The organism is Embleya sp. NPDC056575, from assembly GCF_042793325.1.
In the GTDB taxonomy this organism is placed as follows: Bacteria; Actinomycetota; Actinomycetes; order Streptomycetales; family Streptomycetaceae; genus Embleya.
In genome coordinates this window covers 1-13234 of sequence record NZ_JBHTVA010000088.1, presented here as the reverse complement: position 1 = coordinate 13234, position 13234 = coordinate 1, and the positions used below count along the sequence as shown (strand labels likewise).

General features: G+C 71.8%; 11 protein-coding genes. 7 read left to right on the top strand and 4 right to left on the bottom strand.

Features of this window, described 5'->3' with window-relative positions:
• Nucleotides 1-3: 3 nt before the first annotated feature.
• From ACFRCG_RS42360 to ACFRCG_RS42345, 4 genes are all read left to right on the top strand, one after another.
• On the top strand, nucleotides 4-1515 hold the full coding sequence (locus ACFRCG_RS42360) for a cobyric acid synthase (RefSeq protein WP_380041674.1): 1512 nt from the start codon (nucleotides 4-6) through the stop codon (nucleotides 1513-1515).
• Nucleotides 1516-1625: 110 nt separating this feature from the next.
• On the top strand, nucleotides 1626-2519 hold the full coding sequence (locus tag ACFRCG_RS42355; RefSeq protein WP_380041672.1) for a metallophosphoesterase: 894 nt from the start codon (nucleotides 1626-1628) through the stop codon (nucleotides 2517-2519).
• A gap of 232 nt (nucleotides 2520-2751) precedes the next feature.
• On the top strand, nucleotides 2752-4542 hold the full coding sequence (locus ACFRCG_RS42350; RefSeq protein WP_380041670.1) for a hypothetical protein: 1791 nt from the start codon (nucleotides 2752-2754) through the stop codon (nucleotides 4540-4542).
• A 1-nt stretch (nucleotide 4543) separates the two neighbouring features.
• A complete protein-coding gene (locus ACFRCG_RS42345) occupies nucleotides 4544-6121 on the top strand; it encodes a peptidase MA family metallohydrolase (RefSeq protein WP_380041668.1) in 1578 nt (525 codons plus the stop codon).
• 93 nt (nucleotides 6122-6214) lie between these two features.
• On the opposite strand, the gene ACFRCG_RS42340 is transcribed toward ACFRCG_RS42345, so the two are convergent.
• Both ACFRCG_RS42340 and ACFRCG_RS42335 read right to left on the bottom strand, forming a co-directional pair.
• The gene (locus ACFRCG_RS42340; protein WP_380041666.1) at nucleotides 6215-6742 is read right to left on the bottom strand and encodes an HNH endonuclease; all 528 of its coding nucleotides are present in this window, start codon (nucleotides 6740-6742) and stop codon (nucleotides 6215-6217) included.
• 232 nt (nucleotides 6743-6974) lie between these two features.
• On the bottom strand, nucleotides 6975-7517 hold the full coding sequence (locus ACFRCG_RS42335; protein WP_380041664.1) for a YbhB/YbcL family Raf kinase inhibitor-like protein: 543 nt from the start codon (nucleotides 7515-7517) through the stop codon (nucleotides 6975-6977).
• A 149-nt stretch (nucleotides 7518-7666) separates the two neighbouring features.
• On the opposite strand from ACFRCG_RS42335, the gene ACFRCG_RS42330 reads away from it, so the two are divergent.
• On the top strand, nucleotides 7667-9505 hold the full coding sequence (locus ACFRCG_RS42330) for a hypothetical protein (RefSeq protein WP_380041662.1): 1839 nt from the start codon (nucleotides 7667-7669) through the stop codon (nucleotides 9503-9505).
• Nucleotides 9506-9549: 44 nt separating this feature from the next.
• Here ACFRCG_RS42330 and ACFRCG_RS42325 read toward each other — a convergent pair whose 3' ends face one another.
• On the bottom strand, nucleotides 9550-10335 hold the full coding sequence (locus ACFRCG_RS42325) for a sporulation protein (protein WP_380041660.1): 786 nt from the start codon (nucleotides 10333-10335) through the stop codon (nucleotides 9550-9552).
• A gap of 93 nt (nucleotides 10336-10428) precedes the next feature.
• On the opposite strand from ACFRCG_RS42325, the gene ACFRCG_RS42320 reads away from it, so the two are divergent.
• Both ACFRCG_RS42320 and tyrS read left to right on the top strand, forming a co-directional pair.
• Nucleotides 10429-11121, top strand: coding sequence for a DNA-3-methyladenine glycosylase (locus tag ACFRCG_RS42320; RefSeq protein ID WP_380041658.1), 693 nt, complete (start codon nucleotides 10429-10431; stop codon nucleotides 11119-11121).
• A 95-nt stretch (nucleotides 11122-11216) separates the two neighbouring features.
• On the top strand, nucleotides 11217-12494 hold the full coding sequence (gene tyrS / locus ACFRCG_RS42315) for a tyrosine--tRNA ligase (protein ID WP_380041656.1): 1278 nt from the start codon (nucleotides 11217-11219) through the stop codon (nucleotides 12492-12494).
• A gap of 338 nt (nucleotides 12495-12832) precedes the next feature.
• Here the strand turns inward: tyrS and ACFRCG_RS42310 are convergent.
• The coding region (locus tag ACFRCG_RS42310) for a hypothetical protein (protein WP_380041654.1) at nucleotides 12833-13234 on the bottom strand (402 nt) is incomplete at its 5' end.

Genomic DNA, 13234 nt, shown 5'->3' with positions numbered 1-13234 from the left:
GCGGTGAACGGTGCGCTTTTGGTGGCCGGGACCACCTCCGATGCCGGGAAGAGCGTCGTGGTGGCCGGGCTGTGTCGGCGGCTGGCCCGCGAGGGGGTCAAGGTCGCGCCGTTCAAGGCGCAGAACATGTCCCTCAACTCGATGGTCACCGCCGACGGGGCGGAGATCGGCCGCGCCCAGGCGATGCAGGCGGCGGCGGCGCGGATCGAGCCGGAGGCGGTGATGAATCCGGTACTGCTCAAGCCCGGTGGCCTGATGAGCAGTCAGGTGGTGCTCCTCGGCAAGCCGATCGCCGAGGTCGGGGCGCTGAACTACCGTGATCTGAAGCCGCGTCTGTTCGAGGCGGTACTGGACTCGCTGGCCGACCTGCGGGCGCGATACGACGTCGTGGTGTGCGAGGGTGCGGGCAGTCCGACCGAGATCAACCTGCGCGATCGCGACATCACCAACATGGGGCTGGCCCGGGCCGCCGGGTTGCCCGTGCTCGTGGTCGGCGACATCGATCGCGGCGGGATCTTCGCGTCCTTCTTCGGCACCCTCGCGCTGCTCTCCCGCGAAGACCAGGAACTGGTCTGCGGGTTCGTGATCAACAAGTTTCGCGGCGACGCGCGCCTGCTGGACCCGGCGCTGACCCGGATGCGCGAACTCACCGGACGTCCGGTCATGGGCGTCCTGCCCTTCCTCGGCGGCCTGTGGCTGGACGTCGAGGACTCGCTCGCCCTGGACGCCGACCGGGGTACGGCCGAGCCGCCGCTCGGTGCGGACGTGCTGCGCGTCGCGGTGGTGCGACTGCCCCGGATCAGCAACTTCACCGACATCGACGCGCTGTCCGTCGAGCCCGGCGTGGTGGTGCGCTTCGTGAGTACGCCCGGCGAGATCGCCGACGCCGACCTGGTGGTGCTGCCGGGCACCCGGGCGACCGTGGCCGACCTCGGCTGGCTGCGCGAACGCGGCCTGGACACCGCGCTGGCCCGGCGGGCCGCCGAGGGGCGGCCGATCCTGGGGATCTGCGGCGGCTACCAGATGCTCGGGCGTGAGATCGACGACGACGTGGAGAGTCGCGCGGGGACGGTGCCGGGCCTGGGTCTGCTGCCGGTCCGGGTACGCTTCGCCGCCGACAAGACCCTGGCCCGGCCGCGTGGTTACGCCGACGGGTCGCCGGTGACCGCGTACGAGATCCACCACGGCGTGGTCGACGTCGAGGCGGGCGAGCCGCTGTTCACCGACGCCGACGGCGGCGCCCTGGACGGCTGCCGAGTCGGCGCCGTCACCGGCACGTTGTGGCACGGCGCCCTGGAGAACGACGACTTCCGCCGCACGTTCCTGTCCCGAACCGCCGCGTCCTGCGGCCGCCGCTTCACCGTCTCCCCGAACACCTCCTTCGAAGCCGCCCGCCAGTCCCGCCTCGACGCCCTGGGCGACCTGATCGCCGACCACCTCGACAACGCCGCGGTCGACCACCTGATCACCCGAGGCCCCACCCCGGCGCTGCCGTTCGTCCCCCCGGGCGCCTGAGCGCCCGGCACCCGCCGGCCGTGGGGAAATACCCCGGACGGGACCTCGGTCGATCGTCGATGATGGCTTTGGGGGTCGCGCGGACGGGGTGGAGAGGTCGGGGGGTCGTGATGCGGGTTTTGTTGGCCGGGGACACGCACGGGAACACCGGGCACGTGCGTCGTGTGCTCGATGTCGCGGCCGAACTCGACGTGGACGCCGTGTTCCAGCTCGGCGACTTCGGCTACTGGGAGCACGAGCCGTCCGGCGTCCGGTATCTGGACGCGGTCAATCGTTCGGCTCGCTCGCGGGGTGTCGACGTGTACTTCCTGGACGGAAATCACGACAAGTCCTCGCTGCTGATGGAGTCCTACGGCGACGACCGGGACGAGCAGGGTTTCGTGATCGTGCGGCCCCGGGTGCGCTACGCGCCGCGCGGGCACCGGTGGTCCTGGCGCGGGACGAACTTCCTCGCCTTCGGCGGCGCGTTGTCGCTGGATCGGGAGCGGCGGTTGGCCGAGGAGCAGCGGCGGTACGAGAAGGCGCTGCGCAAGGAGGGTTTTCAGGTCGGCACGGGTCGCCCGCCCGCCGCGGTGCCGACCTACGCCGGCAGCCTGTGGTTCCCGGAGGAGGAGGGTACGGACGCCGACGTGGACACGATCCTGACCGACCCCTCGCCGGTGGACGTCCTGCTCACCCACGACAAACCCCTGCGGGCCGCACCCGAGTTCAACCGCAAGGGCGAACCGCGCTGCCTGCCGAACCAGGCCCGGATCCAGCGCCTGGTGGACGCCTACCGGCCCGCCGTCGCCGCGCACGGCCACCTGCACTTCCGGTACACCGAGGAACTGGCCCACCCCGACGGCTCGGTGACGCGCGTCGAGGGTCTGGCCGCGGACCCGATGGCGTCCTACGACGTGCCCGGCTACCGGGTCGCCGATTCGTGGCTGCTCCTCGACCCGGCCGCGTCGACCTCGGCGGCCGACGCCGATCCCGGCACGGTGGAGGCGGGCACCGGCTCCTGACGTGTCGCCGGGCCGAGCGGCCCGAGCGTGCGATGCGTCGAGGCCGGACGGGCGGACTACGTACGGGCCGAGATCGGCGGTCGAGCCGCGGCGGCTACCGCGCGTGACCGTACCCGGGCCCCACTGCCGAGGTTGTCCGGGGACGTGGATAACCTCGGCGAACACATGATCGGATCGCCGATCCGGGGCCGGGGGCGGAATCACCGGACCGGCGGTCCAGGGGAGGACTGGCATGTCCGACATGCCCAACATCGCCGACGGCGTGACACATCCGCCGAGCGGCACCACGACAGCAGACCACGAACAGCCGTGCACGGGGTGGGACATGGGCACGAACGAGGACGCACGGGAAAACACGGACGGCCCGACGGAGGACCACTCACCCAAACCTCCCCGCACGCCGACACCCACGCCCACGGGCCCACCGCCGGCCGCGCCCGCCGACGCGCTTGCGCCCATACCCGCCGACGGACCCGCGCCCGCAGCCGCGACCGTTGAGGACACAGCCGCCGGCCCCCCGCCCCTCGACCCGGATGTCGCCGTCGCCGGCAACGACTCGGGAGCGATACCGCCCACCCCCGAGGCGCCCCCCTCCCCGGTGCCCGTCGGTCCGTACGGGCCCCTCCCCTTCGTTCCCGCCCCCGACCAGCAGCGGCGCAACGCTCGCCGGCACCTCCTGGCCGCCGCCGGGGGAGTGCTCGCGATCCTCGCCCTGCTCGGTTCTCTCGCCGTCGGCGGCGTGTTCGACCCCACCACCACCCCGACCGCGGCGTCGTCGGCCGAGGACGAGACCGCCGGCGGCTCGGTCAAGGCCGGGGACAAGCCCCAGGTCACCCGGATCGCCGCCGCGGACCTGGCCGGCCTGGCCGACAGCCGTACCCAGGCCCTGAAGTCGGGGAACGTGGACGGCTTCGTCGCCGGAATCGACCCGGCCGCCCCCGAACTGGCCGCCGCCCAGCGCCGGTTGTTCGCGAACCTGCGGCTGTTCCCGTTCACCAGCGTCGAGTTCCGGCCGTCCACCGCGACCGTCGAGCCCGCGAACGACGCCGGCCCGCTCACCCGCGACGTGAACATCGTCTTCGCCCACCAGATCACCGGCGTCGACAGCGAGCCGATCGCCGAGCGCTACACCTGGACCGTCTCGCGCGCGTCCGTCGGCGCCCCGCTGCTGATCACCAAGATCGTCGGCGGCTCGACCCGCGGCGGCGGCAACGCCTTCCCCGCCCCCTGGGACGAGGACGAACTCGCGGTGATCGAACGCCCGCACGTCCTGCTCGCCGTCCCGGCCAAGAACAAGACCAAGGCCGCCGCGTGGGCCGACCGGGCCGAGAGCGCGCTGAAGAAGAACCTGGCGGTGTGGAAGGGCCCGGCGATCACCCCGCAGCGCTACGTCATCTACGTCACGCCCGACCACGAGACCTTCATCCGCGCACTGTCCGGCAACGACCTGCCCAACGTCACCGGCGTGTGCCGCACCATGCCACCCGCGCGCCCCACGATGGGCCGCGACCAGCCGATGGCCGGCAGCCGAATCACCCTCGACGGCTCGGACGAGATGTTCGCCAAGAACGACGGCGAGCAGCAGACGCACCTGATCCGGCACGAACTCGGCCACGCGATGGTCGCCGAGTTCGAGCGCGGCGGCGAGGGGCCGCCGCTGTGGGTCTCGGAGGGCTTCGCCGAATACCTCGCCTGGACCGACCTCTCGCTGTCCGAATGGTTCCAGCCGACCGCGCGCGAGCAGGTCCGTGCGGGCAAGTTCGCCGGCAAGCTGCCCACCGACGCCGACGTCAACTCGCCCGACGCCAAGACCTCGACGGTCAGCTACCACTACAGCATGCTGGCGATCCGCTACATGGCGGAGAAGTACGGCGTCGCCAAGGCCGACGAGTTCGTCGTCGCGGTGTACAAGGACCCGTCCCCGGCCGCGATCGACGCCGCGCTCAAGGAGGCCACCGGCCTGGACCGGGACACCTTCGAGAGCAACTGGGCCAAGTACGTCAAGGCCAAGGTGGGCAACTGACGTGCACCCACAGGACTTCCGGGAGCCCCAAGACGTCCAGGCCCTCCAGGCCCCCCAAGCCCCCCAAGCCCCCCACGACCCGTACGGTCCCCACGACCCGCACGGCCCGTGGCCGAACGCCGTCGAACCCCGCCACTCCCGACCGTGGGCGATCTGCGTCGCCCTGCTCGGCGCGCTGGTCTCGCTGGCCTTCCTGATCGGTACGACGGCGGTCGCCGGCCGGCCCGCGGGCCTGGACAGCGCCGACCGCCTGCTCGACGCCGAAGACCCGACCCACGCCCCGCCTCCGGCGCGCGCAGCCGGGGCCGACTCCGCGCGCGGCCCCGGCTCCGGCGCCCCGACGGAGGAGGGCACTTGGCCCTCGGACCGGATCGACACCCGCGTGTTCTTCCGCGTCCAGGCACTCGCCGACACACGCACGGCCGCCTTCGAACAAGGCGACGAGGCGGCCTTCCTCGCCTCCGTCGACCAGCGGGACCGGGCCCTCGTCGACGGCCAGCGGCGGCTCTTCGGCAACCTGCGCAAGATCCCGTTCGACACCGCCCGCTGGGTCGCCCGCGGCGACAAGAAGGTGGTCACCGCCGACGGCTCCGCCCCGAGCCGGGCCGGCACCCCCGCGGCCTGGCCGGTGACGATCAGCCTGAACGTGGCCTTCGAGCACACGATCACCGGCGTCGACGTGGCCCGCGTCCCGGAGACCTACACCTGGAAGGCCCGCTGCGCCGACCCCGCCGACCGCTGCACGCTGATCGGCCTGGACGGCGCCGCCGACGCGGACGTCAACGGCGGATTCGCCGGCTACCCGGCCGCCTGGGACCTGTGGGACCTCCAGGTCGAACGCCGCCCCCACGTCGTGGTGATGGGTCCGAAGCAGAACGCGAGCGCGCTGCGCCGGAACGCGGACCTGGCCGAGCAGGCCGCCGTGTACACGCTCGGCGCCTGGAAGGGCGGCGCCGGCACCTCGCCGGGGTTCGCCCTCGTGCTGACCTCGTCCCGAACCTCCTTCGGCAAGCTGTACAGCAGCAGCGAGATCCGGGACTGGGCGGCGGGATACGCGCTGTCCATGCCCGGCACCGACCGATTCGTCGGCGGGGTCCGCATGGTCGTGGACGACGAACAACTCGCCGGCGACGCGGCGTTCGCGCCGATCCTGCTGCGGCACGAGATGACCCACGCCCTGATCGCCCCGCTGGCCCGGCCGGGCGTCGCCGCGGCCATGCCCACCTGGCTGGTCGAGGGCTTCGCCGACTGGCAGGCCGAGGCCGACCGGCCGCTCGCGCGCGAGATCACCACGAACATCCGCACGATGATCGACCGGGGCCGATTCACCGGCGCGCTGCCCGTCGACGAGGACTTCGACACCGCCGACGAGGACCGGGTCGAGAACGCCTACAACCTGGCCCACCTGATGGTGCGATACCTGGCCCGGACGTACGGCGCGGAGCGCGTCTGCGCCTTCTTCACCGAGGCCCTGACCGGCCGCCACACCGACATCGACGAGACCCTGACCGCGAGCTTCGGCGTGTCCCCGGACCGCCTGCGCGCCGACTGGGCGGCCTGGGTCCGCAAAACGGTCTGACGGGGCCGCGGCGCGGGCCGGGCCCGAACGCCGGAAGCCGCCGGGGGCAACCCCCGACGGCTTCCGCACACTCGTTTCGACCCGCGCGCCCGATCAGGCCCCCATCGCCAGCACCGGCGGCCGCACCGGCTCGGACAGCCACTGCGCGCCCTCGACGCTCGCCACGCCGAACGCGAGCACCAGGGCCCGGGTCGCCGACGGCTCGTACGGCTGGAACAGCAGCCGCATCCCGGCCTCCGCCGGCGTCCGCGCCGCCTTGCGCTGGTTGTCGCTCCCACACGCGGCGACGGTATTCAGCCACGAGTCGGCCCCACCGCGAGAACGCGGCAGCACGTGGTCCACCGTGGTCGCGCGCCCGCCGCAGTACGCGCAGCGCCGGTTGTCCCGAAGCAGCACACCCCGGCGCGACCACGCGGCCTGTTGTCGGAACGGCACCCGGACGAACTTGAGCAACCTGATCACCCGCGGCAGCGGGATCTCCACGGTCGCGGCCCGTACCACCCGGCCGGGATCGACATGCTCGACGACCGCCTTCTCCTGCAACACCAACACGAGCGCGCGCTTGAACGACACCGTCGCCAGCGGCTGATACGTCGCGTTCAGCACCAACGTCTCCCGCATGCGACCTCCCCTCACCTGGTCGACGAGGGGACGAGCGAGCACATTCGAACGCGCACCGAACCGACCGGGCGCGATCACGCGCTCAGCTTTGGGGCGGTGCCGCGACGCTCATGCGCACCCTTCGACTCGACGAACCGTCAGTACGGACAACTCGACCACTGTGCCGTTCGGGCGATCATCGGGACAACGCAATTACCGGACGAGATTCCGCTTTCCCGCGCTCGGACGCGGCTCAGCGGGCGTACGTGGACACCAGCACGGCGCGCGCGAGGGTGTGCGCGAACAGGTTGAAGCCCACGAACGCCGGCGTCGCCGTCTCGTCCACGCCCAGCTCGGCCACGTCCAGCGCGTGCACCGTGAAGACGTACCGGTGCGGGTAGTGGCCCTCCGGCGGCGCCGCGCCCACGTAGCCCGGACCACCGGTGTCGTTGCGCACGTGGAACGCGCCCGCAGGCAGCGACTTGCCGTCACTCGCGCCCGCGCCGCCCGCCAGTTCGGTCACCGTCGCCGGGACGTCGACCACGACCCAGTGCCAGAAGCCGCTGTGGGTGGGCGCGTCCGGATCGAAGCAGGTCACCGCGAAGCTCTTGGTGCCGGCCGGGAAGCCGGACCAGGACAACTGCGGCGAGAGGTCTTCGCCGCCCGCGCCCATCACGCCGCTGACCTGTGCGGTCGGCAGGACCCCGCCATCCGTCAGATCCGCACTCGTGAGCGTGAAGGTGGGCTTCGCGGGCAGGTACTCGTACGGCAACGGGGGCTTGGTGGACTCGGACACGCGAGACTCCGAAATCATGTGCACCGGCGCCCGGCCGGCTGCCGAACGCCTCGTTCGGACGAGCCTATTCTCACCGTCCGCGAAACCGGCGAAGATCGCGTAGGTATCCTCGCGCCAACAGGGGGCCAAGAGGGGGGAGGGCATCCGGCGTGACCGAGCCGACACACGAAAGCGGCAACGCCACCGACGACGCCTCGTCCGCCACGCCCACCGACCCGCCCCTCGGGGCAGGGCCGGCCACGGGCGCCGAGCCGGTCGCGGGGGCCGAGCCGGACATTCCCGCGGAGCCGGGGGACAGGACGGCGGAAGGCGTGGGCGCGGATCATCCGAGCACGGACGATGCCGCCGAAGACCGCGCGCCCACGGACGGTGTCACCGCGCGGGACGACGCGAGCGCCGACTGCGCCGCGATACCCGGCAGCCGAATAACGAGCACGGGGTCCTCGACCGAGGCACCCTCGCCCGCAGGCCCTCCCGCCGCCGCGCTCCCCGACGCCGCGCCCGACGCTCCCGTGTCGGCCTCCGATGTACCCGCCGCCACCGAACCCCCGACCTCCGCGCCGCTCCACCCCGCGCATCCGGCCCCCGCCCGTCCCCGCTCCGTCGCCCGTCGCCTCGCCGCCCCCCTGCTCGCGCTCGCGCTGGCCCTCGCCGCGCTGATCGCCTTCGGCGTCACCCTCGGCGGACCGGGCAGCGCCAAGCCCCACGACGCCGACGGCGCGCTCGGCGCCCCGCGTCCCGGCACCGCCACGCCGATGGCCCCCGCGCACGGGCCGAGTATCGCCACGGCGGACATCCAGGCCATCGCCGACCGGCGCACCGCGGCGATCCTGGCCCGGGACGAAGCCGCCTTCACCGTCGACCTCGACCCGGACGTCCCCGACCTGGTCGGCGGCCAACAGCGGCTGTTCCGCAACCTGGCCCGGGTGTCCTTCGATCGGCTCGCGTACCGCGTCGAGACCGTGCAGACCATGCCCGCGACCGACGACCGGATCACCGCCTACGTGGACGTCTCCTTCGACCACCGCATCTCCCGCGCCGACACCGCCACCGTCGGCGAGGGCTACCGCTGGACCATCGTCCGGGACGCCCCCGGCGCGCCACTGCGGATCACGGGCGTGGACGGCACCCCCTACGAAGGGGCCGGCTACGCCTACGCCCGCGACTACCCCGCCCCCTGGGACCACGCCGACCTGACCGTGATCCGCCGCGAACACGTCGTCGTGCTCGCCGACCCGGCCACCGCCCGGGGCGCCGACCGCCTGGCCGACGCCGCCGAGGCGGCGGCGCGCGCCGACATCGACACGTGGTCCGACGGCGGGCCGCCCGGCACCGCCCCCGGGTTCGTGATCGTCCCGGTCGCCGACCGCGACACGTTCTATCGGCTCTACGGCGGCCGCACCGGCGACCACGGCGAGGAATCCGGCCTCACCTACGCCCTGCGCACCATCGGCCCGGACGGCAAGGGCCACTTCGGCGGCTCGCGGATAGTCCTGGACACCACCTCGGGCTGGTTCACCTCCACCAACCCGCGCCGACTCGGCGAACTGCTGCGGCACGAGATGGCCCACGCCCTGGTCACCCCGCTGCGCAACGAGGTACCGAACCAGGACCAACCCGTCTGGGTCGTCGAGGGTTTCGCCGACTGGCTGTCCCTGCGCGGACACACCCTGCTCGGCACCGACGAGCTGTACGAGGCCAGGACCTACATCGCCGGCAACCGCTTCACCGGCAAGCTGCCCACGGACAACGAGCTGTACCAGGCCGACACCGTCGGCAACGCCGCCGCGTACGAGCTGGCGCACCTGGCCATCCGCCGAATCGAGGAAATCGGCGGCACCCAGGCCGTGTACGGCTTCGTCACCGCCGTCTACGCCGACCCGGCCCCCGCGGCCGTGGACGCCGCGCTGGACCGGGCCACCGGCCTGGCCCGAGCGGAGTTCGAGACGGACTGGGCGGCCCGGGTACACGCCCTCCTGGACGCCTGACCCGGACCGGCCCCGCGACACCTGGAACAGGGTCTGCCAACGCGCTAGAACCAGCCCCGCCGCTGCCCCAGTTCCTGGAACCAGCCGTGCAGGTAGGCGTTCCAATCGGTCTGGTGCGCGCCCGCGTGCTCGACGGTGAAGCGCCGGATCGCGTCGCTCCCACCGGAGAACGCGCCGCCCTTCTTGTCGATCTCCAGGATCACTTCGGTCCGGTGCTCGCCGGACACGAAGGTCAGTTCCACCTCGTTGATCCCGCCCGCGTACGCCTGCGGCGGGGTGAACTCGATCTCCTGATAGAACGGCAGCCGCTGATCCGTGCCCCGGATGTGCCCCAGTTCGAGGTCCGCGGCCCGGAAGTGGAAGCCCAGATTCCCGAACGCGTCCAGGATCAACGCCTGCGCCGGAAACGCGCCGACCGCGACCGGGTCCAGGTCGCCCTTGTCGATCGCGCGGTCGATGGCCAGCTCGGTGCGCACCCCGACCGTGGTACCGCGCAGCGGCACGCCCCGGAACGTGGTCAGCGGCGCCTCCCACGGCACCGGCAGCCGGAAGTCCAGGTCGTGCGTGGCGCCCTCGCGCAGCGTGAACGCGCCGCCGACCTGCTGCCGACCGAACTCCACGTTGCGCCGCTGTTCGCCGTCCTGGGTCTCCACCTCGACCAGGGCCTGGAAGCCGACGAACAGCCCCTCGATCTCCTGGTCGACCTTCCCGCCCTGGATCCGGATCCGACCGTCGACCACACCGCCGGGCGTGGTCTCGGCCGCGTGCAACTCGGTTTCCACCGAGGCACCGCCCGCGCCCATGCTCGCCATCAGCTTCTTGAAAACCACGAGGTCTCCTCCCCTTCCCGCGCGGCCTCCGCCGTGCGGAATCGTTACGCCGGGCCATTCCATCACGCACGACCGGCCGTAAGCTGGCTCCCCATGCGTGCTTCCACCGCCGCGGGCCCCACCGCTCCGCTGCCCCGTTCGTTCTTCGACCGCCCGGTTCTCGCCGTCGCCGTCGACCTGCTCGGCCGCATCGTGGTCCACGAGACCGAGGCGGGTCCGGTCGAACTGCGGCTGACCGAGGTCGAGGCGTACGACGGAGCCAACGACCCCGGCTCCCACGCCTTCCGCGGCCGAACCGCCCGCAACGCGACGATGTTCGGCCCGCCGGGACACCTGTACGTGTACTTCACCTACGGCATGCACTACTGCGCGAACCTGGTCTGCGGCCCACCCGACCGCGCCTCCGGGGTACTGCTGCGCGCCGGCGAGATCACCACCGGCCTCGCACTGGCCCGCGCCCGCCGCCCGACCACCCGCAAGGACACCGACCTGGCCTGCGGCCCCGCCCGCCTCGCCACGGCGCTGGCCTTCGACCGCGCCCAGGACGGCGTCGACGTCTGCGACCCGGCCGGCCCGGTCCGCGTCCTGTACGGCACCCCGCCCCCGCGCACCGCGATCCGCACCGGCCCGCGCACCGGCGTCGGCGGCGGCGGAGCGACCCAGCCCTGGCGCTTCCACATCGCCGGCGACCCGACGGTCAGCCCCTACCGGGCCCACCAGCCCCGCAAGCGCACCACGAAGCCGGCCGCGCCACCCGCCGCCGGCGACCCGGTGCAAAGCGGTTAGCGTCGAGGGCCGACCGTCGGGCACCCTTGCACCACCGGTCGTACCACCGACCCGCACCACTTCACCTGTCGAACCTACCGAGGAGACCAGGCACTGTGACGGACATCGTCGACGAGCTGCGGTGGCGGGGCCTGCTGGCCCAGACCACCGACGAGGACGCGCTCAAGAAGGCGTTCGCGGACGGTCCCGTCACGGCGTATTGCGGGTTCGACCCGACCGCGGCCAGCCTGCACGTCGGCCACCTCACCCAGGTGCTCACGCTGCGCCGGCTCCAGCTCTTCGGGCACCGCCCGATCGCCCTGGTCGGCGGCGCCACCGGCCTGATCGGCGACCCGAAGCCGTCGGCCGAGCGCGCGATGAACGAGGTCGCCACCGTCGTGGGCTGGACCGACCGGATCCGCGGCCAGCTCTCCGCGTTCCTCGACTTCGAGGGCGGCGAGCCGAACACCGCAGTGATGGCGAACAACCACGACTGGATCTCGCGGCTGAGCGTCGTCGAGTACCTGCGCGACGTCGGCAAACACTTCAGCGTCAACCAGATGCTCGCGCGCGAGACGGTGAAGTCCCGGCTCGCCGGCGAGGGGATGAGCTACACCGAGTTCAGCTACGTGCTGCTCCAGTCCTACGACTTCGTCGAGCTGTACCGACGCCACGGCTGCACGCTGCAGATCGGCGGCAGCGACCAGTGGGGCAACATCACCGCCGGCCTGGACCTGATCCGACGGATCACCGCCAACGAACCGCACGGCCAGGCGCACGCGTTGACCACCAACCTGCTGACCAAGGCCGACGGCACCAAGTTCGGCAAGACCGAGGGCGGCACGGTCTGGCTCGACCCCGAGCTGACCACGCCGTACGCCTTCTACCAGTTCTGGCTCGGCGCGGACGACCGCGACGTGTCGCGCTACCTGCGTACGTTCAGCTTCCGCTCACGCGAGGAGATCGAGGCCCTGGAGCGGGACAGCGAGGAACGCCCCGCCGCCCGCATCGGCCAGCGCGCCCTCGCCGAGGAGTTGACCACGCTGGTCCACGGCGTCGAACAGTGCGCCGCCGTCGTCGAGGCGAGCAAGGCGCTGTTCGGCCAGGGCGACCTGACCGCGCTCGACGAGCCCACGCTGCGCTCGGCCGTGGCGGAACTCCCCGGCGCACGGCTCTCGGAGGGCCCGACCGTGGTGGACGCCCTGGTGGCCACCGGCCTCGCCCCGAGCAAGGGCGGCGCGCGGCGCACCATCAAGGAGGGCGGCGCCTACCTCAACAACGCGAAGGTGGCCGACGAGGACGCGGTGATCGGCGCGGCCGACCTGCTGCACGGCCGCTGGGCCCTGCTGCGCCGCGGCAAGCGCAACCTCGCGGCGGCGGAGATCACCGCCTGACACACGGCAGTTGATGGTTCATCAGCTGTTCGCTCGGAAGACGCGTCAAGCCGGTTCCCGACCCGTTCCACTGGGTATAGGGGATCGGCTTGACCCGTCCAAGAGGGTGGTTTAAACTCGTACGAGTCGCAACTTCGGGAGATCCGGACAGGCGCGCCCTCAACACCGGCGCGATGGCCGATCCCACCGCGACTCATACCCCAACGAGCGATCCGGCCACGGACAGCCTTCGGCTGCGCCGTGCCTGTGGTGTCTCCATGGGTGTGACCCAGTAGAACCAGTGATCGAGACAGTCCTTGTGAAACACGCGGAATTTGATCATCCAAATTCCGGGGGTTTTATTTGTCCTGCCATTTATTACTGGGAATCACATTCCGTGAATGTGGTTCGGAAATACCGCCGAAACCTGCTACGGTTGAGGCATCGAGCACCGGAGAGATCCGGAGCAAGACGCGCGGCTCGCAAGCCGCCGGCACCGCAGGATTGATCAAGCGGGGTCGGTGGAGGCGGGAAAACGGGTCTGCTAAGCTCGCCGGGCCGGAAGCAGAGAAACGAAAGTTTCGAAAGCGGAAGGCGGCAGAAACGGACAAAAAGCGGGTCGGAAGATCTGCTAGAGTCTGAAAGGCGGAAAGCGCGGGAACGCGTCGGACGCCGAAAGCGAGGAAAGCGAAGCGGCCGAAACGGTGTGCTAAGCTGGAGACGCGAAAGAGAAACACAAAGCAACACAAACTGAACGTCAA